Annotated in this window: 28 protein-coding genes; 9 read left to right on the top strand and 19 right to left on the bottom strand. The window is 68.9% G+C overall.

Going from position 1 to position 25,671, the window contains the following annotated elements; genetic code table 11:
* Position 1 precedes the first annotated feature (1 nt).
* Complete coding sequence (locus JFC09_RS14580) at positions 2-547, bottom strand: hypothetical protein (RefSeq protein ID WP_198394761.1); 546 nt, start codon at positions 545-547, stop codon at positions 2-4.
* Positions 548-649: 102 nt separating this feature from the next.
* On the opposite strand from JFC09_RS14580, the gene JFC09_RS14575 reads away from it, so the two are divergent.
* Entirely contained in the window at positions 650-1,273 is a 624-nt protein-coding gene (locus tag JFC09_RS14575) for an ArsR/SmtB family transcription factor (RefSeq protein WP_198394760.1), read from the top strand.
* A gap of 43 nt (positions 1,274-1,316) precedes the next feature.
* A complete protein-coding gene (locus JFC09_RS14570; RefSeq protein WP_198394759.1) occupies positions 1,317-2,837 on the top strand; it encodes an MFS transporter in 1,521 nt (506 codons plus the stop codon).
* Here JFC09_RS14570 and JFC09_RS14565 read toward each other — a convergent pair.
* Together JFC09_RS14565 and JFC09_RS14560 are read right to left on the bottom strand one after the other, a co-directional pair.
* Positions 2,828-3,256, bottom strand: a complete 429-nt coding sequence (locus JFC09_RS14565) for a VOC family protein (protein WP_198394758.1) — start codon at positions 3,254-3,256, stop codon at positions 2,828-2,830. The genes JFC09_RS14570 and JFC09_RS14565 overlap by 10 nt on opposite strands.
* Before the next feature lie 111 nt (positions 3,257-3,367).
* Complete coding sequence (locus JFC09_RS14560; protein WP_198394757.1) at positions 3,368-3,787, bottom strand: DUF2695 domain-containing protein; 420 nt, start codon at positions 3,785-3,787, stop codon at positions 3,368-3,370.
* 296 nt (positions 3,788-4,083) lie between these two features.
* Here JFC09_RS14560 and JFC09_RS14555 point away from each other — a divergent pair, with 296 nt between their 5' ends.
* Positions 4,084-4,863 (top strand): SurA N-terminal domain-containing protein, encoded by a 780-nt coding sequence (locus tag JFC09_RS14555; RefSeq protein WP_198394756.1) that lies wholly within the window; start codon positions 4,084-4,086, stop codon positions 4,861-4,863.
* A gap of 66 nt (positions 4,864-4,929) precedes the next feature.
* Here the strand turns inward: JFC09_RS14555 and JFC09_RS14550 are convergent, their stop codons facing one another.
* Genes JFC09_RS14550 through JFC09_RS14540 form a run of 3 tightly spaced genes read right to left on the bottom strand, consistent with a single transcriptional unit; the run spans position 4,930 to position 7,099 of the window.
* Positions 4,930-5,571 carry a YitT family protein gene (locus tag JFC09_RS14550; protein WP_198394755.1) on the bottom strand — a complete coding sequence of 214 codons (642 nt, stop codon included), beginning with the start codon at positions 5,569-5,571 and terminating at the stop codon, positions 4,930-4,932.
* 21 nt (positions 5,572-5,592) lie between these two features.
* Positions 5,593-6,033 (bottom strand): hypothetical protein, encoded by a 441-nt coding sequence (locus JFC09_RS14545; RefSeq protein WP_198394754.1) that lies wholly within the window; start codon positions 6,031-6,033, stop codon positions 5,593-5,595.
* Complete coding sequence (locus tag JFC09_RS14540) at positions 6,020-7,099, bottom strand: tellurite resistance/C4-dicarboxylate transporter family protein (protein WP_332839785.1); 1,080 nt, start codon at positions 7,097-7,099, stop codon at positions 6,020-6,022. Before JFC09_RS14540 ends, JFC09_RS14545 begins: the two co-directional genes overlap by 14 nt.
* Positions 7,100-7,188: 89 nt before the next feature.
* On the opposite strand from JFC09_RS14540, the gene JFC09_RS14535 reads away from it, so the two are divergent.
* The 3 genes from JFC09_RS14535 to JFC09_RS14525 all read left to right on the top strand — a co-directional run bounded on the left by JFC09_RS14535 (position 7,189) and on the right by JFC09_RS14525 (position 10,268).
* Entirely contained in the window at positions 7,189-7,863 is a 675-nt protein-coding gene (locus JFC09_RS14535; RefSeq protein ID WP_198394753.1) for a TetR/AcrR family transcriptional regulator, read from the top strand.
* Positions 7,860-9,299, top strand: a complete 1,440-nt coding sequence (locus JFC09_RS14530; protein WP_198394752.1) for an MDR family MFS transporter — start codon at positions 7,860-7,862, stop codon at positions 9,297-9,299. The genes JFC09_RS14535 and JFC09_RS14530 overlap by 4 nt, the downstream gene beginning before the upstream one ends.
* Before the next feature lie 189 nt (positions 9,300-9,488).
* Positions 9,489-10,268, top strand: coding sequence for a lysoplasmalogenase (locus JFC09_RS14525; protein WP_198394751.1), 780 nt, complete (start codon positions 9,489-9,491; stop codon positions 10,266-10,268).
* Positions 10,269-10,277: 9 nt separating this feature from the next.
* Here the strand turns inward: JFC09_RS14525 and JFC09_RS14520 are convergent, their stop codons facing one another.
* The 4 genes from JFC09_RS14520 to JFC09_RS14505 form a co-directional block, all read right to left on the bottom strand.
* Positions 10,278-12,776: a PEP/pyruvate-binding domain-containing protein gene (locus JFC09_RS14520; RefSeq protein ID WP_198394750.1), complete on the bottom strand. Its 2,499-nt coding sequence runs from the start codon at positions 12,774-12,776 to the stop codon at positions 10,278-10,280.
* Positions 12,777-12,839: 63 nt separating this feature from the next.
* Positions 12,840-14,048 (bottom strand): lysophospholipid acyltransferase family protein, encoded by a 1,209-nt coding sequence (locus JFC09_RS14515; RefSeq protein ID WP_198394749.1) that lies wholly within the window; start codon positions 14,046-14,048, stop codon positions 12,840-12,842.
* Between the two features lie 125 nt (positions 14,049-14,173).
* Positions 14,174-14,983 carry a class I SAM-dependent methyltransferase gene (locus JFC09_RS14510; RefSeq protein WP_198394748.1) on the bottom strand — a complete coding sequence of 270 codons (810 nt, stop codon included), beginning with the start codon at positions 14,981-14,983 and terminating at the stop codon, positions 14,174-14,176.
* A gap of 110 nt (positions 14,984-15,093) precedes the next feature.
* A complete protein-coding gene (locus JFC09_RS14505; protein ID WP_198394747.1) occupies positions 15,094-16,758 on the bottom strand; it encodes an ABC-F family ATP-binding cassette domain-containing protein in 1,665 nt (554 codons plus the stop codon).
* Positions 16,759-16,889: 131 nt separating this feature from the next.
* Between JFC09_RS14505 and JFC09_RS14500 the strand changes: the two genes are divergently transcribed.
* A complete protein-coding gene (locus JFC09_RS14500; RefSeq protein WP_198394746.1) occupies positions 16,890-17,498 on the top strand; it encodes a 1-acyl-sn-glycerol-3-phosphate acyltransferase in 609 nt (202 codons plus the stop codon).
* A gap of 32 nt (positions 17,499-17,530) precedes the next feature.
* On the opposite strand, the gene JFC09_RS14495 is transcribed toward JFC09_RS14500, so the two are convergent.
* Together JFC09_RS14495 and JFC09_RS14490 are read right to left on the bottom strand one after the other, a co-directional pair.
* Entirely contained in the window at positions 17,531-17,869 is a 339-nt protein-coding gene (locus JFC09_RS14495; RefSeq protein WP_232483628.1) for a VOC family protein, read from the bottom strand.
* A 3-nt stretch (positions 17,870-17,872) separates the two neighbouring features.
* Complete coding sequence (locus JFC09_RS14490) at positions 17,873-18,625, bottom strand: hypothetical protein (RefSeq protein WP_198394745.1); 753 nt, start codon at positions 18,623-18,625, stop codon at positions 17,873-17,875.
* 151 nt (positions 18,626-18,776) lie between these two features.
* Here JFC09_RS14490 and arfB point away from each other — a divergent pair, with 151 nt between their 5' ends.
* A complete protein-coding gene (arfB, locus tag JFC09_RS14485; RefSeq protein ID WP_198394744.1) occupies positions 18,777-19,217 on the top strand; it encodes an alternative ribosome rescue aminoacyl-tRNA hydrolase ArfB in 441 nt (146 codons plus the stop codon).
* A gap of 117 nt (positions 19,218-19,334) precedes the next feature.
* Here arfB and JFC09_RS14480 read toward each other — a convergent pair whose 3' ends face one another.
* The 4 genes from JFC09_RS14480 to JFC09_RS14465 all read right to left on the bottom strand — a co-directional run bounded on the left by JFC09_RS14480 (position 19,335) and on the right by JFC09_RS14465 (position 22,322).
* Entirely contained in the window at positions 19,335-20,024 is a 690-nt protein-coding gene (locus JFC09_RS14480; protein WP_198394743.1) for an O-methyltransferase, read from the bottom strand.
* A complete protein-coding gene (locus JFC09_RS14475; protein WP_198394742.1) occupies positions 20,021-20,380 on the bottom strand; it encodes a VOC family protein in 360 nt (119 codons plus the stop codon). The genes JFC09_RS14480 and JFC09_RS14475 overlap by 4 nt, the downstream gene beginning before the upstream one ends.
* Positions 20,381-20,494: 114 nt before the next feature.
* Positions 20,495-21,298, bottom strand: a complete 804-nt coding sequence (locus JFC09_RS14470) for an ABC transporter permease (protein WP_198394741.1) — start codon at positions 21,296-21,298, stop codon at positions 20,495-20,497.
* Complete coding sequence (locus tag JFC09_RS14465; protein ID WP_198394740.1) at positions 21,291-22,322, bottom strand: ABC transporter ATP-binding protein; 1,032 nt, start codon at positions 22,320-22,322, stop codon at positions 21,291-21,293. The genes JFC09_RS14470 and JFC09_RS14465 overlap by 8 nt, the downstream gene beginning before the upstream one ends.
* Positions 22,323-22,412: 90 nt before the next feature.
* Here JFC09_RS14465 and JFC09_RS14460 point away from each other — a divergent pair, with 90 nt between their 5' ends.
* Complete coding sequence (locus JFC09_RS14460; protein ID WP_198394739.1) at positions 22,413-23,051, top strand: TetR/AcrR family transcriptional regulator; 639 nt, start codon at positions 22,413-22,415, stop codon at positions 23,049-23,051.
* A 130-nt stretch (positions 23,052-23,181) separates the two neighbouring features.
* Here JFC09_RS14460 and moeB read toward each other — a convergent pair whose 3' ends face one another.
* The 3 genes from moeB to thiS form a co-directional block, all read right to left on the bottom strand.
* On the bottom strand, positions 23,182-24,444 hold the full coding sequence (gene moeB, locus JFC09_RS14455) for a molybdopterin-synthase adenylyltransferase MoeB (protein ID WP_332839788.1): 1,263 nt from the start codon (positions 24,442-24,444) through the stop codon (positions 23,182-23,184).
* Positions 24,445-24,509: 65 nt separating this feature from the next.
* Positions 24,510-25,376, bottom strand: a complete 867-nt coding sequence (locus JFC09_RS14450) for a thiazole synthase (protein ID WP_198394737.1) — start codon at positions 25,374-25,376, stop codon at positions 24,510-24,512.
* Positions 25,377-25,616 carry a sulfur carrier protein ThiS gene (thiS, locus tag JFC09_RS14445; protein WP_198394736.1) on the bottom strand — a complete coding sequence of 80 codons (240 nt, stop codon included), beginning with the start codon at positions 25,614-25,616 and terminating at the stop codon, positions 25,377-25,379. It lies immediately after the preceding gene.
* Positions 25,617-25,671: the final 55 nt, after the last annotated feature.

The following is a 25,671-nucleotide window of genomic DNA, read 5'->3' as shown; positions in this document are numbered from 1 at the left end:
TTCACCACGGCAGACCCTCTGCCCGGTAGAACACGACGATCGACACGGCGGCGAACAGCAGCAGCGACACACCCATGACGGGGCCCACCAGGCGGCTGGAGACGGTCTCGTCCCGCTGCAGCCGCGGGATCAGGGCCGCCAGGGCGAGCACCTGCACCACCCCCAGCACGATGAGTGACCAGTCGCGCAGGAGGAACGCCAGCGGCATGAAGTGCAGGGCGACGACGAAGGCGACCCACCACGCGGACCATCGCGACGCCCCGCGCCTCCACAGGATGAGGGCACCGGCGGCGGCCAGCACGACTTCGGCGAGGGTGAGGACGCCGAACCACTCGTAGACGCCCTCCAGGGCGGAGCTCTCGTTCCAGCGCAGGCCGACCGTGTAGCCGAACACCCCTGCGACGGCGACACCGAGGACGGATCCCACCCCCAGCGCCCACCGCCATCGCGGTGGCGGGTCCTCCTGCGCCCATCCGAACCAGACGACTGCCATGAGCCCGAACCACGCGATCGTGAAGGCGTGGTCGCGGGCGAACTCCGTGAGCATGCACTCCCCCTTGCTCCACAGGGTCGGGTCCACTCCAGAGTACGTGCCGTGTCTCCGACGCGGACCATTGACGAATGGTCGGGATTGCTCGACCATTTGACTATGGCCGACAGTTCGAGTCCCTCCCGCACCCCCGAACCGGGGCACACTCCCGGGCCGGGGCACACCCTCGACTACGCGCTTGACGACGAACGTGTCCTCACCGAACCCGCGCAGTACCGCGCCCTGTTCGACGATCTCCGCAGTCGGATCGTCGCGCTCCTGAACGAACGGGCAGCCACCACGCAGGAGGTCGCCCAGACCGTGGGCCGCCCCAAGGGCACGGTCGGACACCACATGAAGGTGCTCGAGGCCGCGGGGCTCATCAGGGTCGTGCGGACGAAGAAGGTCCGGGCGATCGAGGCGAAGTACTACGGACGCACAGCGCGTGTCTTCCGCTATATGCACGTGCACGATGCCGCCGACCGCCCCACACGCATCCTGCGCGACGCGGCGGCGGAGGTCGCTGTGGCGCCGGTCGATGAGGTGGACGCGAACGTGCGGCATGTGCGGATCTCCCCGGAGCGGGCTGCGGAATGGCAGGAGAGGCTCAACGCGCTCCTCGTCGAGTTCGCGGATCAGCCGCGCAGCGGTGACACCGTCTACGGGCTCACGCTCGCGCTGTACGCGACGACCAGGACGACCCTGCCGGCACCGGAGGACACGGGCGACGGCGGCATGCCATGAGTGAGCCCGGGGGGGCGGCGACGGTGCCGAGGAGCGCTCCGGAGTGGATGAGCATGCCGCCCGCGCTCAGGCCGGCACCCCGCGTCCGCCGCTGGGCCCGCGGTATCTGCGGCTGCTCGGGTCCGCGGCAGCCGCCAACCTGGGCGACGGGCTCATGGCGGTGGCGGTCGTCTGGCTGGCGACATCCCTCACCCGTGATCCGGTGCTCATCACCGTGGTGGCGCTGGCCTCGCGCCTGCCGTGGCTCCTGTTCACCCTCCACGCGGGCGTGCTGGCGGACCGGTATGACCGCGTGCGCCTCGTCGCGTGGATGGACGCCGTCCGCGCGGCCCTCGTCACGGTACTCACTGCGGCGGTCGTCCTCGTCCAGGACGACTTGCCCGATCCGGCGCAGATCGCCGCAGGCGCCGCCCCTGCCGCAGGTTCAGGGTGGGTGCTCGCCGCACTCTGCACGGCCGCGTTCCTCCTGGGTCTGGCAGAGGTGGTCCGCGACAATGCGGCGCAGACCATGCTGCCCACGATCGTGCCTCATGCTCGACTGGAGACGGCCAATGGACGCCTCTGGGGTGTGGAGACCGTGACGAACAGCTTCCTCGGGCCACCTGTGGCCGGAGCACTCATCGGTGTGGCGGCCGCGGTGCCGTTCGGGGTGAACGCCGGGCTGCTGGCGATCGCTGCGGTGCTCGTCGCGAGCATTGCGCGGACGACGACCCCGTCACGGACGAGTCCACGGAACGTTGCGTGCGGCCCCAATGGTCAGAGCGCTCACACTCCTCAGACCGCTCACGGCGCTCAAGCCGGTCACGCTGCTCACGCACACTCAGCGTCCTGGTCCGCAGACATCGTGGAGGGTTTCCGGTGGCTGTGGTCTCACCGGGTCCTGCGCGATCTCGCTCTGACGCTCGGGGCGATGAACATGCTGGGAGCGCTCACGTCGGCCGTCTTCGTGCTCTTCGTCCAAGACGTGCTGGGACTGTTCGCGGGTTGGCAGTTCGGGCTGATGCTCACCGGCATGGCCGTCGGCGCAGTCATCGCATCACTCGTGGGCGACCGCGTGACGGAGCGACTGCGCCCAGGCACGGCGCTGTCGCTGAGCGTGTCCGGGATGGTGGTGGCGACGCTCGTCATCGCGTTGAGTTCCCATGCGGCGGTCGTGTGGACGGCCGGGGCCGTCGAAGGGTTCTTCGTCGTCGTGTGGAACATCGTCACGGTGTCGTTCCGCCAGCGCATCATCCCGGATCACCTGCTGGGCCGCGTGAACTCCGTCTACCGGCTGTTCGGGTGGGGGACGATCGCAGTCGGCTCCTTGACGGGCGGACTGGTCGTCGCTGCCATGGAGCCGTTCGTGGGGCGCGAATGGGCGCTGCGCTCCGTGTTCCTCTTGACCGCGACCGGCATGCTGTGCGCGCTTCTGATCGTGGTGCGCAGACTCAGCAACCACGCGATCGACAGTGCGCTCGCCGCCCAGCCCGCACGTACGGATCAGTCCACGCGTGACGGTCAGCCCGCACGTGACGGTCAGCCCGTGCGTGACGATCGACCCTCACGTGACGATCAGTCCTGATCGCTGCTGACGCTCAGCGCCCACATCACGCCGTACCGATCGAACACCTGCCCGTACCATTCACCCCACGGCGCCTTCTCGAACGGCATCGTCGCCTCACCGCCGCCGTCCGTGAACGCCTTGATGATCTCCCGTGCACGCTCCGGTGTGGATGCGGTGTAGAGCAGTGAGTACGCGGTGCCGCGGATCGGGTAGTCGCTCCCGTCGTCCATCGCGTCACCCCCGGCGATCTCACCCGCGGGTGTCGACAGCGTCACGTGGGCGACGGCGCCCGGGGCGGGCTCGAACGGCATGCCCGCCATGGGGACATCGCCGTACCGGGTGATGTCCAATTCGCCACCCAGAACGTCATGCCAGTGCTCGAAGGCTTCAGCCGTGGTGCCGGGGAGGGCGATGTATGTGGCGAGGCTCTCATTCATAGGATAAGAGTACGGTTCGCACGGGCTCAGCGGAATACTTCTCCCTCACTTCGCGGGGCCTCTTCACCTCACGAGGCTCCTCACCACTTCGCGCTCACGTCACGAACCGCCTCACCACTTCGCGGCCCGCGCCCAGTTGCGACACGGGTCCACGGCACCGCGCGGCACCCCTGCGCAGGCGGGCATGACCGCCGGCGGCTGCGATTCGACGAACACCTCCCCCTGCTCCGGATCGTCGACCCAGCGATCCTCCGTCCACAGTGCGAATGCGGGCTCGCAGGCATTGAGGAAGATCTCGCAGTCACAGCAGCACGCCCCCACACGCGCGAGCCGTTTGACGAGTGCGGTCGATCGGGGTGCCGATGCCTCCCGGTACTGCTGCGCGAACCGGTGTGTGCCGTCGCACCCGAATGCGCGCAGCTGCCGGTCGACGTAGCAGACCAGGCACTCCCCCACATCAGGAGTGAGGATCGTGCGCGCGGCCAGTCGGACGATGTTCTCCGCTTCTGCGGATGGCGTGTTCGTTTCCATAAACGAACTCTCCCAGACGGCACGGACACAACCGTCCCGCACTGCCCCCTCCACTCGTCCACTCCTCCTTCCCTCCGGCCCCTCCCTTCTTCCGGCCTCTCCTTTCCTCCTGCCCTCCTCTTTCCAGCACCCTTCCCCCACCCCTCCTTTCGTACGGTTCAGCCCGCACCCAGTGGGAGCACCCCGCCCGGTCAGCCGGGGCGACTAGCCTCGACTGCCGGACAGCGACCAGCACCCGCTCATTCTCGACCGGGGCCGCAGACGATCAGTCAGGAGACTTCGTGCAGTTCAGAACCATGGGAATCGCAATCGGTGCGGCGGGGATCGCCTTCGCCTTGGGCGCGTGCGGCGGCTCCGGCGCACCGGAGGAGGCCCCTGACGCGCAGGACTCGGCCGCGCAGGGAGAGGACCCGGCAGCAGGCGGTGAGGAGGCCTCGGCGCAGGATCCCGACCTCGAAGGCGTCCCGGACGTCGTCGCGGAGGTCAACGGCACGGAGATCACGAAGGACGAGTTCACGGGCGTCTACGAGAGCCAGTTCCAGCAGATGGCGATGCAGTCGCAGCAGACCGGTCAGGAAGTCGACCAGGACCAGCTGAAGAACGACACGGTGGAGAGCCTGATCGGTGTCGAGCTGCTCGAGCAGGAAGCCTCTGACCGCGGCATCGAGGTGTCCGATGCAGACGTCGAGGACGCGCTGGCGGAGACCGCGGAGACGAACCAGATGAGCCCGGAGGACTTCCTCGCCGCGATGGAAGAGCAGGGCATGCCGGAGGACGAGGTCCGCACCCAGGTCGCATCGCAGGAGACGGTGGCCAAGCTTGTCGAGGACGAGGCCGGCCCGTTCGAGGCGAGCGATGACGAACTGCAGGAGGCCTACGACCAGGCGAAGTCCCAGCAGGAGCAGATGAGCGCCCAGCAGCCCCAGGAGGGCGAACAGGCCGCGCAGGAGATGCCGCCGCTCGAGGACGTCAAGCCCCAGCTCGAGGAGCAGGTCACCGGACAGAAGGAAGCAGAGGCGACCGACAGCCTCGCGACCGAGCTGCGCGAAGAGGCGGACGTGACCGTCCACCTCTGAGGTGAGCCCACCTCTGAAGGTGAGCCGCTCAGCAACCGATCAGCGCTCAGCACCCCGGCGCAGCGGTCAGTACCCCGTGTAGCGGCCCGGCTTGTGGTTGAGCACGAGGACGACGTTGAGCAGCGCCGCCCCCAGCGCGGAGATGAGCACGTGGGAGACCGGCACGACGAACAGGGCGCCCAGGACCACGCAGAGGTCGAGCACCATCTGGACGTAGCCGGCACGCCACCCGAACTGCTCCTGCGCGATGAGCGCGACGATGTTGAACCCGCCCAGTGACGACCCGTGGCGGAACAGGATGAGCAGTCCCGTGCCGGCGAGCAGATTGCCCAGGATCGCGGCATAGACGCCTCCCGCGGCGTCCTCGAGCAGCGGGAGGGTGGGCAGGAAGTGCTCGTGGAGGGAGGCGAGCGCGGACACCGCGACGATCGACACCGCCGACTTCGCGGAGAACACCCAGCCCTTCCGCCGGATCGCCAGGATGAAGAACGGCAGGTTCACCAGCAGGAAGAGCAGGCCGAAGCCCACCCCGGTGCCCTGCGCCAGCAGCAGCGACAGCCCGGCTGTTCCACCGGTCACCAGGCGGGCGATCCCCAGCGCGTGCAATCCCAGGGACACGAGGATCACCCCCGTCGCCATGCCGAAGAGGTCTTCCCAGACTGCGTGGGGCTTCGCCGGGACATCAGCAAGAGGGCTCGTCGAGGTCATACGCCCATTGTGGTGCACGGCTTACCGTGATCGCCTCTTGCCGCCGTCGTTCGGCCCCCGGAACCGCACCAGCTGCACCAGTGAGACGATTCCAGCTCCCCCGAACAGCATCGCGGCGACGATCATGACGGGGACGATGTACTCCGCGGTCTGCCAGGACCGTCCGATCTGGAAGCCCAGCGAGGAATACACCGCTCCACTGGCGCAGCCCGCCGCAGCGATGAAGGCGGCGATGACGAGGAGGGCCCGCCCGGCCAGTCGATCCTCCCCCATGACGAGGTGGACCCCGACCAGCAGGCAGCCGCCGAAGAACAGCAGCGCCACGAGCCCCACGGGCTCCCCGGTCCCTACGAACAGGATCAGACCGGCCACGACGAACAGTCCTGACACGACGATGAGCTTGATGCCACTGCGTCGCTGCTTCCTGTCGTGTGCCGAGATCAGTCGCTCACGATCGAACATCAGCATCCTCCTGTGTGACGAGCGGACGCTCTCCGCGCACGAGGTTCACGCCGAACCCCACTGCCACCAGCAGCCAGGCGAGCACGGCGACGCCCAGGAAGACGGTGCCTGCGACCTCGAGCGCGGGGATGCGGTCGACACGGCCCAGCCGGATCGAGGCGACCGCGAACATCCCCAGCGGGAAGACCATCGACCACAGGGCCGGTGTGTAGCGCAGCGGCACCCGGTGGACCACGTGCCGCCAGATGCCGGCGCCCGCGAACATCGGGATGAGCCATGCGGCGAAGCACCAGAAGATCACGACTGTGGAGCCGATGAGCGAGCGGGAGGCGTCGATCATCGGCGTCGACGGCATGTCCACGATGCCCGTCCCGGCGACGACGGAGATCGCAAGCGCACCCATCGCCACCCAGTACGGCGGCTCGAACTGCTGCGGCGTCACCCCGTGGTGGACGAAGCGCAGGGTCACGAGCACGGCGATACCGGCGTAGAGCAGCGTGCCGACGGACCACGTCATCACCGTGAGGATCCCGATGAGGTGCGAGAACTGCGGGACGAGCGGCAGGATCCCGGCGAGCGCGACGGCCACCGACTGCGAGGCGACCGACCAGACGAACCACGTGCCGTTCGTGCGTGCGAGGATCGGCTCCCCGTCGCGGCTCATGAGCACCTGCCACGGCAGGACGTAGCCCAGCACGATCCAGATCGCGGCGGCCACGACCACCAGGCCGATGGACACCTGCTCGAACCGCGTCCCCAGCAGGCCGGTCGCGAGCACGCCGGTACCCGCGACGATCGTGAAGTAGCCGAAGGTCCTCTCCGGATCGCGCAGGTCATGCCTCACCTGTGCGCGGTGGCGGAACCAGCGGACGATGTAGAGCACCGCCAGCACCACGTACGCCACGAGTGCGATCACCTTGAGCAGCGCCGCCGCCCACACCACACCCACCGCGTCGAGGCCGATGCCGACGATCCCCGTGGCCATGACGAGCGCGAAGTACCCGGGCGACAGCCCTGCAAGGGCGTGGTCGAGTCGATGCGGGGAGGGTCGGGTCGCGGCAGTCACGGTCCCATTGTGGCTGTTGCCATTCACACACTCACATCCCGCACCTCAACATTGCACAACATGCAATTATGCAGTTAATGTAACAAGCAATGACTTCGAACAACCTGACAGCAGACATCGGTCTGCGCGAACGCAAGAAGCTGGACACCCGCCGTACGATCCGCCAGGTCGCACTGGACCTCGCGACGGAGAACGGCCTTGAGGCCCTCACCGTGGAGGCGATCGCCCACGGCGCAGGGATCTCGCCGCGCACATTCTTCAACTACTTCTCCCACAAGGAGGACGCGCTGGTGACGGACGCCGCTGCGGCAGCCGCGGCACTTCACCCCCAGATCGTCGCGCGTCCCGCTGAGGAGTCCCCGCTCCACGCCATCCGCGCGGTGATCGCGGAGAACGACATCTTCTCCCTCATGAACACGGATCGCGACCGGACACTCGCCCGTCAGAAACTCGTGCATCAGCATCCCACCCTCGTGGCGCGACAGCTCCACCAGCAGGTCCTCATGGAGCAGTCCGTGAGCGATGCTGTCGCCCTGAGACTGGGCGTCGACGCGAGCACGGACATGCGCCCCTCCCTGGTCGCCGGGGTCGCGGGGACCGCCCTGCGACTCACGGTCCTGCGATGGGCGGCAAGCGACGAGGAGAAGCTGAGCGACATGCTCCTCCGAGCCTTCGACATGCTCGAACAGGGGCTCCTCGCCTGCGCACCCTCGTCGGCCTCTGCATCGGTCTCGCCGGCCGAGGAAGGCGGGTGCGACCGATGAGTGAATCCCCCTCCACAGGCGCAGGCGACCGTCTGCCGGTGAACAGGACCGTGCTCATGGCCGTGCTCCTGTCCGGCGCGTTCGTCATCATCCTCAACCAGACACTCCTCAACACGGCACTTCCCGCCTTCATGCTGGACTTCGGCATCACGGCCAGCGAAGCCCAGTGGGTGACGACGATCTTCATGCTGGTCAACGGCATCATGATCCCCGTGACCGCGTTCCTCATCCAGAAGTTCACCACGCGCGGTCTCTTCCTCACGGCGATGGGGCTCTTCATCGCCGGAACGCTGATCTGCGCGTTCGCACCGATCTACCCCATGCTCCTCGCGGGCCGCGTCGTCCAGGCGACGAGTGGCGGGCTCATCATCCCGCTCATGCAGACGATCCTGTTCGCCATCTTCCCCGTGCACCAGCGCGGTACGGCGATGGGAACGTTCGGACTGGTCATCTCGTTCGCCCCCGCGATCGGCCCCAGCCTCTCCGGCTGGATCGTCGACCACTTCCCGTGGGAGACGCTGTTCTTCATGATGCTGCCGATCGCTGCCATCGCGATGGTGTTCGCGTACTTCGTCCTCCGCAACGTCACCGAGCAGACGCACCCCCGACTGGACGTCCTGTCGATCATCCTGTCGTCGTTCGGTTTCGGTGGCCTGCTGTTCGGCTTCGGAGGTGCCGGTGACTACGGCTGGACCAGCGCCTCGGTCCTGGTCCCCCTGGCAGTCGGCACCGTCACGCTCGTGTGGTTCATCTTCCGCCAGCTGAAGCTCGAGCAGCCGATCCTCGAGCTGCGCGTGCTCAAGTACCCGATGTTCACCCTCAACACCCTGCTGGGCATGCTCGTGTTCGTCGCCATGATCGGCGGGATGCTCATCATTCCGATGTTCATGCAGAACATGAGCGACTTCACCGCGATGGAATCGGGGTTGGCACTGCTTCCGGGTGCAGTCCTCATGGGTGTCATGTCGCCGATCACCGGGCGGGTGTTCGACGCGGTCGGCGCGAAGTGGCTGGCAGTCATCGGCTTCACGCTGCTGACCGTGGCCACGTTCATGCTGTCCATCCTCACCGTCGACACGACGTTCTTCTACATCGCGGCGGTGAACACGGTGCGCATGCTGGGCACGGCGATGGTCATCATGCCGGTGACGACGGCGGCCCTCAACCAGCTGCCGCCCCGGCTCATCCCCCACGGCACCGCACTCAACAACACGATGCGACAGATCGCGGCCTCCGTGGGAACCGCGGTGCTCGTCACCGTCATGGTCGGCACCGCACGCGACCCGGAGGTGTATGGCGCCGCAGGCCTGGTCCACGGGGCGAACACCTCGTTCCTCGTGGCGGGCATCGTGGCGTTCATGGGCATCATCGGCGCGTTCTTCATCAAGAACTCGCACGGGCCCACGACACGGGTCCCCCGCGACAGCATCAAGTGAGTGGGGAGGTGAGCGAACGCGCAGCGGTGACGCGCTGCACGTTCGCTCGCCACCTGCAGGAAACTTCGCCAGCTGCACATCCGCTCGCCAGCTGCGCTGTTATTCGTATGTAGGTGGCGAAGTTTCCTGTAGATCTCCGCTCCTTCACCGTCCGTCGCCCGGGCCCGGGCGTGAGGTACTGTCCGGTTCATGAGCGACCCGACGACGAGTGTCCCCCTCTCCCGACGCGTCCCCTGGGCCGTCCCCGCTGGCCTTCTGGCTGGTGCGACCCTCGTCCACCTCGGCACGCAGCTGCGGGCGCCGGAGAGTGTCATCGCGGATGTCACGCAGGTGCTGCTCATGCCGCTCCTCGTGTGGTGCTTCCTCACCGCGGTGAAAGCGCGCCGCCGTGTTCAGAAGCAGAGCGTTCAACGGCACAGCGTCCCACTCCACAGCGGCGAATCTGAACCTCACGCCCGGCTGGTGCGCTTGGTGCTCGTGGCCCTATTCTTCTCCTGGCTGGGTGACACGGTCCCCCGCTTCCTGGCGGGTGACACCGCGTTCCTCACGCTCGTGGGCATGTTCCTCATCGCCCAGATCGTGTACATCGTGGCGTTCTGGCCCTCCCGCAGATACTCCGTCGCGGCCCGTCGCCTCGGACCGGTCTGGCTTCTGCCCTACCTCGGCCTCTTCGCACTCCTCCTCGTCCTGTGTGCTCCCCACGCGGGGAATCTCCTCGTCCCCGTCATCCTCTACGGGGTGGCGCTGATGACGATGGCCGTCCTCGCGACAGGACTGGGAGTCCTCGCGGGCATCGGCGGTGCGGTCTTCTTCGTCTCCGACGGGCTCATCGCAGTGCGGTCACTCGCGGGGATCAGCCTGCCCGCGCACGACTTCCTCATCATGTCGACCTACATCGCGGCACAGGTGATGATCGTCCTCGCAATCGTGCGCAGGACGGGCCCGAGTGCCAGCCGTCCTGGTCGATGACCGCGTCCTTCACACCAGCACGACCGTGCCCTGCGCACCGTCCAGACACACACGCTGCCCGTTCGTGAAGCGCCGGGTCGCGTCCCGGATGCTCATGACAGCGGGAATGCCAAGCTCCCGCGCAGTCACCGCGCCGTGCGACAGTGCACCGCCACTTTCGGTGATGACACCTGCAGCCTGGTAGAACAGCGCCGTCCACGCGGGGTTCGTCGTCCGGGCGACGAGGACCGCACCAGCGGGGAACAGCGGGAAGTCGTCGGGGCTGTGCACCACGAAGACCTCCGCCTCCACCTGCCCGGGGCTGCCGGCCGTGCCCCTCATGTCCGCCTCCGCGGACAGATCTTCACCGGTCTGCCCGTGCACCCAGTCCGGATCGGTCTCGAGCGCCGCTCCGTAACCGGCGCGCAGCGTCCGGGCCTCCGGCCGCAGCGTCCGGAGCGCATCCGCGGACCCGTCACGCAGCGCCTCTTCGAGGGTGTCTGCGTGCAGGAAGTACACGTCATCCACGTGATCGAGCACTCCCGCATCGACCAGCCGCTGCCCCAGCGCGGCGAGTGCCCTGCGCATCGGCAGGGTCAGCCGGGTCGTCTGGTAGTGCTCCAGGTCGTCCAGCGCCGTGTAGGTGCGCGCCAGGTGGATGACCTCCTGCAGGAAGTAGCGCAGGTCGTCCGGCACAGCGTCCAGCACCTGCCGTTCGACCTCCGCCTGCTTCGCCCGCAGCTGGTTGGGCGAGGCCTGCGCGCTCTCCTCACGGTGCGCAAGCACCCGCAGCTGGTTCACGACGATGTGGGGAGCCCCGATCCACGTGGGGTGGTAGGCATCGAAGTCGAGCTCGCGGTGCCCGTGGCGGTCCAGGAACGCGTCGAGGTCAGCGGCGAACGCCGGGAACTCCGCACGCAGCTCGTCCATCCGCCCTTCCGCGCTGGGCGCGGCGTCCAACCAGTCGAGCAGGTCCGGGGTCGTCCTGATGGTGCGCGACAGCTCCCAGAGCTCGTCGTTGACCTGCCCCGTCTTCGTGTCCGTCTGCCCCAGCAGCTGGTCGAACACGGCCTGCGCCTGCTCCTGCGGCAGCTTCATCGACAGCAGTGTGAGGAGCCCCTTGTACAGGGTGGTCTGGGTGAGCGAGATCGCGATGTTCGGCAGGAAGTACGTGGACCCCAGGTCGCTGATCTCCCGCACGTGGTCCCACAGGCCCGCGAGGTCCTTGCCGTCCAGCGGCTCGTGGGAGAGCCTGCCGATCCCCAGCAGGTAGGTGTCGAGGTCGCGCATCCACTGCACGGGCAGGTCCTGCACCCACGCGTATCGTCGGGCGATCTCCGGCAGGGCCTCACGGATGCTGTCGATGTCGCGGAGCATCGCTGCGGGGAAACGGCCGCTGTACAGGTCGACCGCCGTCTGGTTGCCATAGATGTAGAAGTCCTTCATCGCGAACCACTTGTCGCCGAAAGGCGGCAGACCCATGAGCTGGAAGCTGTGGCGCAGCGATGCGTGGAAGCCCGCTTCGACGAGGTCCCATGTGAGCGGGGTGACGGGGTTCGGGTAGCGTTCGGCGGATTCGTCGCGCGTCCACCGCGCTGCCACCCGGGTGATCGGACGCGACTGCAGGAGGAACAGCTCGCCGTCGCTCACGGCCCATTCGATGTCCTGCGGGAACCCGAAGTGATGCTCCGCCTGCACCGACAGGCGGGCCACGGCCTGACGCAGGTCCGCATCGATCGCTGCCGCATCGGCGAGCGCCGGATCGACGGCGACCTCCCGCGTCCCGCCGTCCCCGTCGACGACAAGGGCGACCGGCTTCGCGGCGACCCGGATCTCCCGCTCCTCGGTGCCGTCGCGGCTCAGCAGGTATTCGTCGACCTCCGCCTCACCACCCACCACCGTCTCGCCGAGGCCGTAGGCGGCATTCACGAGGACGGTGGACAGGTCTCCCCGGACCGGGTCGATCGAGAACGCGACACCGGCGGCCTCCTCAGCCCCCACCTCGACCATCTGCTGGACGACGACGGCCATGGACGCCTGAAGGTGGTCGAGTCCCAGCCGGTCGCGGTACTTCATCGCGTGCGCGTTCCACAGGGACGCGTAGCAGCGCTGGACGGCGCGGGCGACGGAGGCGGCACCCCGCTCCCCCAGGAACGTGTCGTGCTGGCCGGCGAAGGCCGCGCCGGGGAGGTCCTCCATCGTCCCGGACGAGCGCACGGCGACCGCACGGTCGGCAAGGCCCGCCTGCCGGAGGGCCGCGTCGATCTCCTCGACCCACCCGTCCTCCAGCTCCATGTCGAGGAGCAGCTGCTGCACCCGTGCGGCCGCTCCCTCGATCGTGCTCTCCCGCAGGATCCCGCGGATCTGCTGACGCACGGGCGCGAGGATCGCAGCGTACGCCTCCGCTGTCACGATGATGACGGGCGGCACGGGGAGGTCGCGCGCGGACTTCGCGAGGCTCGCGCCCTTCCCTCCGGACACGTCCAGGCGGGTGGCGTCGTCATGGCCGAAGTCGATGATGCGGGACATGCGGTCTCCTCTGGTGCGGGTGGTGCGGGTGGTGCGGGTGGTGCGGGTGGTGCGGGTGGAAGCTCAGGTGAGGGGTGCGGTGTCGGGTTGCCAGCGGCGAGCGCGCACGATCGCACGTCCCGCCACGAGACTCAGCAGTCCGGCACCGGCGACGGCGGCCACAGTGGCCCCGGCTCCGGTTCCGGCTCTGGTTCCGGCGAGCGTCGCCCACACTCCGGTGACGACGAGGACGAGCGCCCAGCCGACCGCGGCACCACTGCCGCCGAGCATCCGATAGAACGTGACCGTGTTCCGCGCGTCCGCCTTCCGGCCCACCCACGCGGCGGCCCACAGGACGGGGGCGACCGGCCAGTGGAGGGCCAGTCCCAGGCGACGGGGCCACGGACCGATGGGGGCCTCGGCGGCGGTTGTCTGCTCCCGAGGCCCCCGCTGGGCAGGTGCAGACCCTGCGGATGTCTGCTCCCGAGGCCCCGGCTCGGCAGGGGTCAGCCCTGCGGCCGCTGTTGCGCGCTGCTCGTCGAGGAAGGCGGCGGCGAAGGGTTCGCCGGCGCGGGCTCGGGCGGTGGCGCGGCGCTGGACGCGGTCGAACGTCAGCGGATCGGGGCAGTTCACGGACACGGCGTCGAGTGCGTCGGTCAGGAGCGCGTGCGCGTGCTCCTCCCGGCTGGTGCGCGGCCCGTCGACGGTGTCGGGCAGGTCGACGGCGGGGCCCACCCACAGTTCGGCGAGCGAGCAGTAGCGTTCCGGGGCGGCGTAGAAGAGGCCGACGGGCAGCACGTCGACGTCGACACCCGCGTCACGCAGGCGGCACCAGATCTTCGCCGCACCCCGCTGGTAGGTGCCTGGGGCGTGCCGCCATTCGCTGGTGCCCTCGGGGAAGATCACGAGGTCCCCACCGGCAGACAGGTGTTCGACGGCCGCGGTGACGGGATCGGTGATGCTCGACCGGTCCATGCCGTAGCGTTCCACGTCCTTGCTGCGGATGACGGGGATGCCGGTGAAGAGGGCGCGCAGGGGGCCGCGCAGCAGCTGCATCGAGACGAGGTGCTGCGCGTACGGGAACGCGGACAGGACGACGGGCCCGTCGGCAGCACCGTTGCGGTGGCTTGCGAGGATGAGGCGCGGGCGAGTGCGCGGACCGGGATCCGTTCCACCGCGACGCACGGGGCCGAACACGGCGCGGCGCATGCCCGCCAGCACCGTCCGGTACCAGGGGCCCAGCGCAGCACTGCGCGGAGGTCGCACATCCGCCATGGTCACCGCCTCAGTCATGGTCTCCACGCTGGGCGTGCCTCGCGCAGCTGGACCGACAGTACTCATTTGGGCAGTCTTCCACAGAGCACGCCGATCAGTCGCGCGTCCGACGAAATGTGCGTCCGAACGCGCGCGTCCCGGGCTCAGCCGGGCACCCTGGTCCACGCCCCGTACATGAGCGGCCCGATCACCGTGCCGCTGTGGGCTGCGGCATCCGCGTCAAGGGCTTCGGTGAGGCCCTCCGTCGGCACCGTCTCGTCGATGTCGATTCCCACGCTCTCCATGAGTGGCCGCAGCGCGGCGTAGGCATTGGCCCAGCCGAAGGCGGGCGAGGAGGAGCCTCCGCCCACCGGGGCTTCCATGATCTGCTCCGGGTCGCTCAGCCCGGCGTCCCGGAACACGGAGAACAGGTTCCTCCCCAGCCGGCTGTGCGCGCCCACGTGGTCGAACGACGCGAGGATCCCGTCGCGCACGTGGTTCCACAGCGGTGTCGGTCGGCCCGTCCACGCGTAGGTCATGTCCGGTTCGTGCATGCAGATCACGCCTCCCGGCCGCACGTGGTCCGCGGCGGTCCGCAGAACGGCGACCGGGTCGGGTACGTGCACGAGCACCATCCGTCCGATCACCGCGTCGAAGCCCTTCTCGATGCCGTCGAGTTCGTTCGCGTCCGCCACACGGAACTCGACGTCGTTACTGTCCCCCAGCAGGGCCCGGGCTCCGGCCACGGCTTCGTCCGATCGGTCGATCCCGATGACGTGGCCACCGGGTGCGACCGCCTCGGCTGCCAGTGCGGTCACCGATCCCACCCCGCAGCCGATGTCGAGCACCCGCATCCCGGGTTCCAGCCCCGCACTTCGAAGAAGTCGTGCTGTGAGCGGGTCGAGCGCTGCCGACTGGTCGCGCAGCCTCTGGGCCTCGGTGGTGATGTCCGCTTCGGTGAAGACGTACGTCATCGTGTTGCATCCTTCCGCTTCGTGGAGCCGTGGTGCTCCACGTGGCGGTCCATGCTCGAGGACGAGGCTTACCCCGCACTTACATGCGGTCGCCCCAGAGTGCGGTCGGCTCAGAGTTCGGTGACGTGTCCCGCCTCGACGTTCCAGTGCCGGTCGATGCGGACCGTTGCAAGCATGCGCCGGTCATGGGTGACGAGCAGCAGTGCCCCTTCGTAGGACTCCAGCGCCTGCTCCAGCTGTTCGATCGCCTCGAGGTCGAGGTGGTTGGTCGGTTCGTCGAGGACCAGCAGGTTGACGCCGCGCGCCTGCAGCAGCGCCATCCCGGCCCGCGTGCGCTCGCCCGGTGAGAGTTCGTCGACGGCCCGGTGGACGTGGTCGGCGCGCAGACCGAACTTCGCCAGCAGCGTCCGCACCTCCCCGGACGCCAAGTCCGGCACGAGCGCTTCGAAGGTGTCGGCCAGAGGCCCGGGCCCTGCCAGCTGGGCGCGGGCCTGGTCGATCTCCCCGATCCGGATGCTGGCACCCAGACTCGCGGAACCCGATGCGGGTGCGAGCTGCCCCAGCAGCCCGCGCAGCAGCGTCGACTTCCCCGCACCGTTCGGGCCGGTGATGCCGATCCGCTCCCCCGCGTTCACCTGCAGCGACACGGGCCCCAGGGTGAAATCGCCCCGCTTGTAGACCGCGTTGCTGAGTGTCGTGACGACGGTGCTGGAGCGGGGTGCGGATCCGATCGTGAAGGACAGCCTCCATTCCTTGCGCGGCTCCTCCACCTCGTCGAGGCGTGCGATCCGGCTCTCCATCTGCCGCACCTTCTGCGCCTGCTTCTCGCTCGATTCGACCGACGCCCTGCGCCGGATCCTGTCGTTGTCCGGGGCCTTCTTCATGGCGTTCCGCACGCCCTTGCTCGACCATTCGCGCTGCGTCCGTGCACGTGTGACCAGGTCCGCCTTCCGGTCCGCGAATTCCTCGTACTGCTCCCGCTGATGGCGACGGAGCGTCGCGCGCTCTTCGAGGTAGGAGTCGTAGCCGCCGCCGTACACGCGGTTCGAGTGCTGGGCCAGGTCCAGTTCCAGCACGGTCGTGATGCAGCGGGCGAGGAATTCGCGGTCGTGGCTCACCAGCACGACACCGCCGCGCAGCCCCTGCACGAAGGACTCCAGCCGTGCCAGGCCGTCGAGGTCGAGGTCGTTGGTCGGCTCGTCCAGCAGCACGATGTCGAAGCGTGACAGCAGCAGTGCTGCCAGTCCGACGCGCGCGGCCTGGCCGCCGGACAGTGCCATCATGTGCACCGCTTCGACGGGTGTGCCACCGGTGGCGACCGTGTCGAATCCCAGGTCTGCCAGCACTACCGGGATGCGTTCGTCCAGGTCTGCGGCACCACTGGTCAGCCAGCGGTCGAGTGCCACGGCGTAGGCGTCCTCGACCGCGGTGGACGGCGACGGTCCGGCGAGGGCTGCTGCCGCGGCGTCCATCTCACGGGTGGCACGGGCGCAGCCGGTGCGCCGGGCGATGTAGTCGGTGACCGTCTCACCCGGCACGCGTTCGTGCTCCTGCGGAAGCCACCCGACGAAGGCGTCCGTGGGCGCCAGGGAGATCGTGCCGGCCTGCGGTCCGTCGATCCCCGCGAGCAGCTTGAGCAGCGTCGTCTTCCCCGCACCGTTCGCCCCGACGACACCCACGACATCGCCGGGAGCCACCGTGAGGTCGAGGGAGTCGAAGAGCGTGCGGTGCCCGTAGCCTCCGGCCACGCCTGAAGCCACCAGTGTCGCCGTCATCATCCGCTCCTGTCCGGCAGGCGCACTCCGGCGCCGCCCGTCCATCCTAGAGGGGGCGACTCCGCGACCTGCTCCCTCTCACATCCCCGGTCGTGCGCCGCCTGCTGTCCCGTGTCCTCTACCGTGGGGTCATGATCCGTCGTCTCGCCGCCCGCGCGTACTGGACGTTCAGTCGCTGGAAGCTGGTCACACAGCCCCCGCCACAGCGTCCCACCGTGCTCATCGGCGCACCGCACACCTCCAACTGGGACTTCGTCCTCATGCTCGCCATCGCGTGGCGGCAGGGCATCGACGTGCGGTGGCTGGGGAAGATCAGCCTCTTCGCCGGGTGGCGGGGGCCGCTCATGCGCGCGCTGGGTGGGGTTCCCGTCGACCGGGACGATCCCGGCCGTGTCGTCGACGACATCGTCCGGCAGGTGCACGCGGGTGAGGTGTTCGGCCTGGTCGTCACGCCCGACGGCACGCGCGGCGGGCATACGCACTGGAAGTCCGGTTTCTACCGGATCGCCCGGGAGACGGGCATGCCCGTCACGCTGGGCTACGTCGACCGTCCGACTCGGACGACCGGCCTGGGCCCGACGATCGAGCTGACCGGTGACATCGCAGGCGACATGGACCGCATCCGCGCGTTCTACGCGGACAAGTCCGGGTTCCATCCGCACAAGCGCGTGGAGCCCAGGCTGCGAGAAGAGGCCCGCGGGTGTTCGAGGTCCCGGCACCCACACAGCGACGGGGTGTGAGTTCCCGAGGCGAACCCTCGCGGCCGCACCGCTTACGGCCCGGCAAGCACGATCGTGTTGCCGTCCGGGTCGGAGATCTGCAGGATGCGTGCTCCTCCTCCAGGCTGCGCCCCGCCGTGCTTGATGCCCACAGAATCCAGGCGGCTCATCTCGGCATCGAGGTCACTCACCTCGAGGACGACGGTGGTATGCCCCGCGCGTTGCGAATCGAGCCAGGTCTGCACCGCGAAGGATTCTGCGAGGTGCCATTCGGCAAGCCGTGCCATCGGTCGCGCGTCCACCGCACGATCCAGTAGTCGGCTGTACCAGTCCTCCGCCACATCCTGGTCGGACACCGCGATGTTGGCGAGCATGCGGGAGTACATGGGCATTCCTCACTTCCTGTGGACAGTCCACCAGACGCCGGCCAGGACGAAACCCTGTACGGCGAGCAGCAGCGCGCCTGACCCGACCGAGGACCAGCCCATGACGAAGCCCGCCTGCAGCGTACCGATCCCGCTGGCAACGGGGTAGAAGAGCGGCCACAGGATCGCCAGGTTGCGCACACACGCGAACGCGATCGCGAACACCACCGCGAATCCTCCGAAGCCCAGGGCCGCCTCGAACGGCACGGATCCGATGTGTTGCAGGACGAAGCCGGCCCCGGTGAGCAGGATCGCGGGCAGCCAGCCGAAGGCCCGCTCCCACCGCAGGTAGAGCCATCCGAAGACGAAGAGCGGCTCCCAGAACACCAGCAGGTTTCCCACGAGGTGGGGCAGGACCGCCACGTCCTGAGCCGCCGCCAGTGTGAAGAGCTGGTAAGCGGAACCGGCACCCATGACACCGGCGATGATGAGGGAGACGACGAGGAACCGTCGTCGGATCCCGAGGCCCTCCAGACCCTCCCCCCGCTGCTGGAGCACCGTCCATGCCGGGATGAGGGTGCCGACGACGATGACACCGGCCAGCAGGAACCATTCGTTCACGGTGGTGCCCGCCCAGTAGCAGCCCCAGAAGACCACTAGCGTCGCTGCTGCGATGAGGGTGTCGGTTCCTGGGCTCCAGGCGACGACGCGTCTGAACGAGGCGTGCGCACGGTCAGGAGGTGTAGAGCTGGTCTCCGCACTGCCACCCTGCATTGCCGCCATGCCCTTCATTCTGACATTGAAGCCGCTCCGCCGACAGGCTTCCTCTCGACTCTTCCGGCCCGACGGATCAGGTGTCCGCAGCGGATGGGGGGCGCCTCGGCGTGTGAGCCCTCCCCGGCGGCACAGGCCTGCTGTGCGGGACACTGGAGGGATGGACGACCTGCACGTGAGCCCGGGCCCCGGAGCGCCCCGCGGCCTCGTCGTGCCCGCAGCAGAACTGGTCGAACAGTTCTCACGGTCGTCCGGCCCCGGCGGCCAGCACGTGAACACGGCCGATTCGCGTGTCCAGCTCAGCCTCGACCTCGCGACGACGACCGCTCTGGACGATGTGCAGCGCACGCGTGTCATGAAGGCGCTCGCGACGCGTCTCACGGGCACGGTCATCACCCTGAGCGCGGATGAGCACCGGTCGCAGCGACGCAACCGCGTCGCCGCTCGTGAGCGCCTCGCTGCGCTCCTGCGCGAAGCGGTCGCCCCGCCCGTTCCGCGTCGCCCGACCCGACCGACCCGCGGCTCGAAGCGACGCCGCCTGGAGGCGAAGCGCAAGCGCGCGGAGATCAAGCGCAACCGCAGGCGTCCCGGGCACGAATGAGCCCCGGGCACGAACGCGTCCAGTGCCCGCGAAGACCTCGGATCTGCACGAGACCAGGGTCCGCAGCGGTCGATGGGTCTGCAAGGACCGATGGAGCCACGGGGGTGGGCCCGAGGCCTACCGTCTCCGGGCGATGAGCAGCCCGTCCCAGCCCTTCTCTCCCACCGTCTGGATCGCGGTGGCGTCCAGGTCCGGGTGGGAGGACACGTCGCGCACCACCTGGCGCACTCCCTGGACACGCGGATCGTCGCTGTCGGCGTCCACCACCGCCCCACCGCGCACCACGTTGTCGATGACGATCACCGCCCCCGGGCGGGTGAGTGAGAGCGCTGCGGCAAGGTAGACGGGATTGTTCGGCTTGTCCGCGTCGATGAACACGAGGTCGAACGGCTCCATCCCGTCCTCGATGAGACGCTGCGCCGAATCCGCCGCGGGGCCCACGAGGACGTCGACACGGTCACCCAGTCTTGCGCGGTCGAGATTCTCGCGTGCGACGGCCGCGTTCTGCTCTTCGAGCTCCAGCGACACCACACGTCCGCATTCCCCCACGGCTCGCGCGAACCACAGGGTCGAGTAGCCGGCGAGGGTGCCGAACTCGAGGACCCGCGTCGCACCGGTCATCTGCGCGAGGAGGCTGAGCAGACCGCCCTGGTTCGGGGCGACCTCGATGTGCGGCGCCGTTGTGCGCGCACTGGAGGTGCGGGTGGCGGCGAGCGCCGTGTCCTCGTCGAGGAGTTCCGCCGTGAAGTACTCGTCGACCGCACGCCATTCGGCTGCCGGGTCGTGCTTCTCTCTGTTGGCTGTCATGCGCCGCTGAACACTCCTAGCCGGTTGCCGCTGGGGTCGGTGAACTCGAACCTGCGTCCACCGGGGAATTCGTAGGGGCCTGCGATGACGGCTCCGCCCGCGTCCTGAACGGCTGTCACGGAGGCGTCCAGGTCGTCGGAGAACAGCAGGACGAGGGGTCCCCCGGCAGAGGGTTCCGCCCCGGGGTTCAGCCCGCCGATCTCGCCTTCGCCGTCCGCGGCTCTGATGCCGCTGTAGGACGGCCCGTAGTCGTTGAACCGCCACCCGAATGCCGCTTCGTAGAACGCGCGGGTCGCTGCGAGGTCGGTGACGCCGAACTCGATGTAGCTCAGTGCGTGGTGCGCTGTGCCTTCCATGATGCTCCTCCGGTCACGGGGTCCCTGGACTGCGGGAGTGTGTCCCTCAGAGTATGTGCACGCACGGGCCCGGCTGGCCAGCACTCTGCACAGATCCGTCCGCAGTCCACACGGTCATCTGCGGCGCACCAGCGCACGCGTCGTGACCAGCAGACCCGCTGCGGTCCAGAGCGCCAGCAGCAGCAGGTCGCGCACTTCGAAGGTGAAGACGTCCGCTGCGACTCCTGCGCGCATGAGGTGTGCCGACGCCTGGATCGGCAGGAGGTCGTGCAGAGTCCGGAACCAATCGGGCAGCTGAGTCGCGGGGAAGGTGATCGGTGAGAACAGCAGGACGAAGAACACCAGGACCTGGCTGATCAGCTGCGCCAGCATGGGTTGGCAGCTCACCGCGATCGCGTATCCGACGGCGGTGGCCATCGTCGTGACCAGGAGGGAGGCGATCGTCAGCAGTGGCCAGTCGAAGGAGAGCGCGACGTCGTAGCGCAGCCATGCCACCAGGAGGCCGACGGCGACACCGGGCAGCGCGACGAGTGCCCACACCACGAGGTCGACGACCAGCAGCAGCGGCCGCGCCACCGGGAGCGCACGCTGGTAGTCGAACGCACCGGTCGTCTTCGCGCGTGACACCCCCTGCGGGGCGATCACCAGGCCGACGGTGAGCAGCAGGACCGTGGGAGCACCGGAAGACAGGAACAGAGCGCTGGCCGGGTCGATGTCCGGGATGAGGAAGCCGAATCCGATGATGATGCCCGCGGCCAGAGCGGCCTGGATGATGACGATGAGCGGCAGCAGTGATCCGATCGACGCGAGCGACCACCGCAGCATCGTGCGGAAGGTCGTCCACAGGCTCACCTGGACCGGTGCGACGGTCCGGCTCTGCGCGGTGGGCGCAACCGGTGAGCCTATCGGCTCAGACATGAGTGGCCGCCCCGGGATCGCTCTGCGTTGACGATGAGCTTTGCGCGGTCGCGGAATTCTGCGCGGTCGCGGAACTCCGTGCGGTCAGGGACAGGTAGGCGTCCTCGAGTGTGGCCGGGGCCAGCGAGAAGCCTTCGATCCGGCCCTCTGCGTGCTGGGCGGTGGCCCAGGAGACGGCGGAGGCTCCCTCTGCCGCCGCGACGGTGAGCAGTGTGCGCCGTCCGGTCCTCACGCGCCGCCGCACCGCTAGATCCGATGCCGCGTCGGACGGGTCCGCGCTGCCCGTCGGCACGTGCAGCTCCAGTCGCAGGTCGCTGTCCTGCGTTCCTCTCAGGCGTGCCGGCGAACCGTGGGCGATCACCCGACCTCGTTCGAGGATGACGAGGTCGTCGACGATCCTTTCGGCCTCCGCCACGTTGTGGGTGACGAGCAGGACTCCGCTGCCGTCGTCACCGCGGCGGCGCACCGCCTCCCACAGCAGGCGACGGCGCGAGGCGTCGATGTCGTTGGTGGGCTCGTCCAGGATGAGGAGTGGAGTGGGCGCGGTCACCGCCATCGCGAACCCCGTGAGCCGTCGGATCCCTCCGGACAGGCCGCCGCCCTCGGGCAGCGCGCGCCTGTCCAGCCACGGGCCGATGTCCAGTTCTTCCGCGAGCGCAACGGCGGCCGCTCGTGCATCCCGGGTGGATAGTCCGCGCAGTCGGCCTGCGATCTCAATCGCGGATCGCGGGGTCAGCCCGTCGATGGGTGCCTGTGCCTGCGGCTGGAGGGCCACGTGCCGGCGTGCGGCTCCGGGGCTCCTGACGGCATCCACCCGCCCCACCCGGATCTCCCCCTCATCGGGTCGGAGGAGGCCCACGACCTGGGACACCAGTGTGGTCTTCCCCGCACCGTTGTGGCCCAGGAGCCCGACGATGTCGCCGGGGCCCACGCGCAGTGATATGTCGTCGTTCGCACGGACCGGTCCGAAGCTGCGCGTGAGACCGGTGATGCGGAGGACATCGGTGTCCCTGTCGTCGTCCATGCCGCCCCTCACATACCGCCAGTATTGGAATACTGACGGTATTCGGATACCAGCGGTACGTCAAGAGGTGGTTCGACATATGCTCGAGGAATGACACAGCTTCCCGATCCTCCGTCCCGTCAGGACCGGCAGCAGCAGACGCGTGACGCGCTCATCGTCGCGGCTCGCGACGTGTTCTCGAACGACGGCTATCACGCTGCGAGCCTGGACCGGATCGCCCGTGTGGCCGGCTACTCGAAAGGCGCCGTCTACTCCAACTTCGCGGGGAAGTCCGATCTGTTCCTGGCGGTCATGGATGTGAATCTGCAGGAATCGATCGCGGAGCGGCGCAACCCGTTCGAGGAGCTCACCCAGCCCACATCGACCGACCGCGATCCGGCGGATCGCGAGGGCTACCCGACGGACGCCGTGAAGGGATTCGCCCTGGCGACACTGGAATTCATCGCCACCGCGGCCCGGGATGAGACGCTCGCGCCTCAGCTGCACCAGCGCCTGGACGCGGGACTCGAGTACTACAAGGAGCTCGCGAAGACATCGCGGGCGGAGGGCGAGCCCCTGTCCTCCTCGGACCTCGGCACCCTGCTGCTGACCCTCGACCAGGGCGCGGGGCTGGTCCTCCTCGCCGGAGGCGTCCTCCCGGACCGCTCCGTCTTCAACACGGGGATGCGGCGCCTGCTGGACCCCGCTCGGGCGGTCGCGGAGGAGCGGGCGCGCGGACTGTCGGAGTGAGCACACCGCAACCTGACACCCGGAGGGATGCCCCACCGGGCACGCGAGCGTCGCGCCTGATGGTCTGGGACCCATGCCCCCGACCATCAGGAGCCTGTACGCCGGTCAGAGCTCCGCAGCGCTGAGAACGTCAATACCGCGGCTGGTCGGGTGCGACGTCGTCGATCCACGCCAGCACGCCCCCGTCCAGGTGCCGCAGCGTCTCCTCCCGCGTCGCGAAGTGCGGCCGCAGTGCGGCAAGAGCCTTGGCCGACCGCGCCCCGGCTTTGCAGTGCAGGACGAGGTTCACGCCGCGCGCGTCTGCGGGCAGCGCCTCCGCGCCCCGAGACAGGAGCTCGTCGAGCGGCACGGGGACCGCCCCGGGGATCGACACGAGGTGCCGCTCCCAGTCGTCACGCACGTCGACGAGGACGAATGACGTCGTGCCCGCCGACCGCGACTCCAGGAGCTGCGACAGCTCCGTGGCGGTGACGGTCTCGTGTGTGGCAGGGCCGCCTCTCGTGGCACCCGTGCTCGCGGGAACAGTTCCGTCGGCTGAGCAGGCCGATCCGACACCGTCGACCGCATGATCATCGTGACCACCACTGCTACCGGCACCACTGCCCTGGTCTCCGCCCCCGACCTCCCGCACGGGCGCAGCCTCCGGGTCCTTCATGAGCCCGATCTCCCGCCAGCGCATCGTGAGCGCGTCGTGGAGCAGAACGCGGCCGATGAGCGGTTCACCGATGCCGGTGATGAGCTTCACCGCCTCCGTCACCATGACCGCGCCGACGGCCGCCGGCAGCATGCCCAGCACACCGCCTTCGGCGCAGCTGGGCACCTCGCCCGCCGGCGGCGCCTCCGGGTGCAGATCCCGGTAGGTGGGGCCGTGCTCTGCCCGGAAGACGCTCACCCGCCCCTCGAACCGGAGGATCGACCCCCACACGCACGGCACACCCGCGAGCACACAGGCGTCGGACACGAGGTAGCGGGTGGCGAAGTTGTCCGCACCGTCGAGGACCAGGTCGTACTCCCGGACCAGGTCCAGCGCATTGTCGGCGCTGAGCCGCACCGGATGGGTGCGGACGGTGACGTGCGGATTGAGGCGGGCCACCGCCTCGGCGGCGGATTCCGTCTTGGGCCGGCCCACGTCCTCGGTGCCGTGGACCACCTGCCGCTGCAGGTTGGAGATGCTCACGTGGTCGTCGTCGACGACACCGATCGTGCCGACGCCGGCAGCCGCGAGGTACTGCAGGGCCGGTGAGCCGAGGCCGCCCGCACCGATGACGAGCACCCGCGCGTTCTTCAGTCGTCGCTGGCCCAGGGGCCCGACCTCCGTGAGGGTGAGATGGCGGGAGTACCGTTCGATCTCCTCCCGGCTGAGGTCCGGTGCCGGTTCGACGAGCGGCGGCACCGACCGGCCCGTCGCCGCCGACGGATCCGGCGCAGCCGTCCGACCGGTCGTGCTCCTTCGGCCCGTCACGACCGGCTCATCTGCGGCCAGTCGCCGCGGGGCACCTCGGCGGCCTCCTGCTGGGTGACTGCGTCGATGAGGCCGTCCACGGGCGAGGAGGCGAGCGCGTGCCGGCGCACCGGGATGCGGCCGGCTCCGGCTGCCAGGCGGCCCGCCTGCACGGCCAGGCGCATCGCGTGCGCCATCGCGACGGGGTCCTGCGCGCGGGTGACGGCGCTGGCCAGGAGCACCGCGTCGCATCCCAGCTCCATCGCGAGCGCCGCCTCCGAGGCCGTCCCCAGTCCCGCATCGAGCACCACCGGGACCTGTGCCCGGGAGGTGATGAGCTCGATGTTGTGCGGGTTGAGAATGCCCAGGCCGGTGCCGATCGGCGCGCCCAGCGGCATGACCGCCGTCGCGCCCACGTCCTCGAGGCGAGCGGCGACGACCGGGTCGTCGGACGTGTAGGCGAAGACCTTGAACCCCTTGTTCGCGAGGGTCTCCGTCGCGTCGACGAGTTCGACCGCGTCCGGCAGGAGAGTCTGCTCGTCGGCGATGACCTCGAGCTTCACCCAGTCCGTCTCGAGCGCTTCGCGGCCCAGCTCCGCGGTGAGCAGCGCGTCGCGGGCCGTGTAGCAGCCGGCGGTGTTGGGCAGGATGCGGATGTCGTTGCGCTCCAGCAGGGTGAAGAGCGAATTGCCCATCTCCGGCGAGTACCGCCGCATCGCGACGGTCGTGAGGTCCGTCCCGGATGCGAGCAGTGCCTCTTCGAGAACGGTGAGCGAGCTGATCCCACCGGTCCCCATGATGAGGCGGGAGCCGAGGGTGACGCCGTCGATCGTGATCGGATCGGACGCCGGCCGGGTGGGCGTGGGGGTGGGTGCGGGGTGCATTCAGCCTCCTTGCATCGCAGTGATGATCTCGACGTTCTGTCCGTCGGTGAGCTCCGTGGCATGCCACTGGCTGCGCGGCACCACGGTCGCGTCGACCGCCACTGCGACCCCCAGCCGTCCGCCGTCCTCCGGCGTGCCGTCCGTGTTGAGGGAACGTGTGGTGACCTCCGCGATGAGGTCGATGAGTCGAGAGCCGGGTGCGACGTCATGGGCCGCGCCGTTGAGCGTGAGCGTGTGCACGGTGTCTCCTCCCTATCGGTGAGTGGTGGTTCGTCGTCATAGGTCGAGTGGTTCG

Source organism: Brevibacterium yomogidense (genome assembly GCF_016107685.1).
Taxonomy (GTDB): Bacteria; Actinomycetota; Actinomycetes; order Actinomycetales; family Brevibacteriaceae; genus Brevibacterium; species Brevibacterium yomogidense.
This window is presented reverse-complemented; position numbering and strand designations above follow the sequence as displayed.

What these genes read in the sequence shown, in the direction of transcription:
- JFC09_RS14580 (WP_198394761.1), bottom strand. Translation starts at nt 547, where the DNA reads ATGCTCACGGAGTTCGCCCGCGACCACGCCTTCACGATCGCGTGGTTC.
- JFC09_RS14575 (WP_198394760.1), top strand. Translation starts at nt 650, where the DNA reads ATGGCCGACAGTTCGAGTCCCTCCCGCACCCCCGAACCGGGGCACACT.
- JFC09_RS14565 (WP_198394758.1), bottom strand. Translation starts at nt 3,256, where the DNA reads ATGAATGAGAGCCTCGCCACATACATCGCCCTCCCCGGCACCACGGCT.
- JFC09_RS14560 (WP_198394757.1), bottom strand. Translation starts at nt 3,787, where the DNA reads ATGGAAACGAACACGCCATCCGCAGAAGCGGAGAACATCGTCCGACTG.
- JFC09_RS14555 (WP_198394756.1), top strand. Translation starts at nt 4,084, where the DNA reads ATGGGAATCGCAATCGGTGCGGCGGGGATCGCCTTCGCCTTGGGCGCG.
- JFC09_RS14550 (WP_198394755.1), bottom strand. Translation starts at nt 5,571, where the DNA reads ATGACCTCGACGAGCCCTCTTGCTGATGTCCCGGCGAAGCCCCACGCA.
- JFC09_RS14545 (WP_198394754.1), bottom strand. Translation starts at nt 6,033, where the DNA reads ATGTTCGATCGTGAGCGACTGATCTCGGCACACGACAGGAAGCAGCGA.
- JFC09_RS14535 (WP_198394753.1), top strand. Translation starts at nt 7,189, where the DNA reads ATGACTTCGAACAACCTGACAGCAGACATCGGTCTGCGCGAACGCAAG.
- JFC09_RS14530 (WP_198394752.1), top strand. Translation starts at nt 7,860, where the DNA reads ATGAGTGAATCCCCCTCCACAGGCGCAGGCGACCGTCTGCCGGTGAAC.
- JFC09_RS14525 (WP_198394751.1), top strand. Translation starts at nt 9,489, where the DNA reads ATGAGCGACCCGACGACGAGTGTCCCCCTCTCCCGACGCGTCCCCTGG.
- JFC09_RS14520 (WP_198394750.1), bottom strand. Translation starts at nt 12,776, where the DNA reads ATGTCCCGCATCATCGACTTCGGCCATGACGACGCCACCCGCCTGGAC.
- JFC09_RS14515 (WP_198394749.1), bottom strand. Translation starts at nt 14,048, where the DNA reads ATGACTGAGGCGGTGACCATGGCGGATGTGCGACCTCCGCGCAGTGCT.
- JFC09_RS14510 (WP_198394748.1), bottom strand. Translation starts at nt 14,983, where the DNA reads ATGACGTACGTCTTCACCGAAGCGGACATCACCACCGAGGCCCAGAGG.
- JFC09_RS14505 (WP_198394747.1), bottom strand. Translation starts at nt 16,758, where the DNA reads ATGACGGCGACACTGGTGGCTTCAGGCGTGGCCGGAGGCTACGGGCAC.
- JFC09_RS14500 (WP_198394746.1), top strand. Translation starts at nt 16,890, where the DNA reads ATGATCCGTCGTCTCGCCGCCCGCGCGTACTGGACGTTCAGTCGCTGG.
- JFC09_RS14495 (WP_232483628.1), bottom strand. Translation starts at nt 17,869, where the DNA reads ATGCCCATGTACTCCCGCATGCTCGCCAACATCGCGGTGTCCGACCAG.
- JFC09_RS14490 (WP_198394745.1), bottom strand. Translation starts at nt 18,625, where the DNA reads ATGGCGGCAATGCAGGGTGGCAGTGCGGAGACCAGCTCTACACCTCCT.
- arfB (WP_198394744.1), top strand. Translation starts at nt 18,777, where the DNA reads ATGGACGACCTGCACGTGAGCCCGGGCCCCGGAGCGCCCCGCGGCCTC.
- JFC09_RS14480 (WP_198394743.1), bottom strand. Translation starts at nt 20,024, where the DNA reads ATGACAGCCAACAGAGAGAAGCACGACCCGGCAGCCGAATGGCGTGCG.
- JFC09_RS14475 (WP_198394742.1), bottom strand. Translation starts at nt 20,380, where the DNA reads ATGGAAGGCACAGCGCACCACGCACTGAGCTACATCGAGTTCGGCGTC.
- JFC09_RS14470 (WP_198394741.1), bottom strand. Translation starts at nt 21,298, where the DNA reads ATGTCTGAGCCGATAGGCTCACCGGTTGCGCCCACCGCGCAGAGCCGG.
- JFC09_RS14465 (WP_198394740.1), bottom strand. Translation starts at nt 22,322, where the DNA reads ATGGACGACGACAGGGACACCGATGTCCTCCGCATCACCGGTCTCACG.
- JFC09_RS14460 (WP_198394739.1), top strand. Translation starts at nt 22,413, where the DNA reads ATGACACAGCTTCCCGATCCTCCGTCCCGTCAGGACCGGCAGCAGCAG.
- JFC09_RS14450 (WP_198394737.1), bottom strand. Translation starts at nt 25,376, where the DNA reads ATGCACCCCGCACCCACCCCCACGCCCACCCGGCCGGCGTCCGATCCG.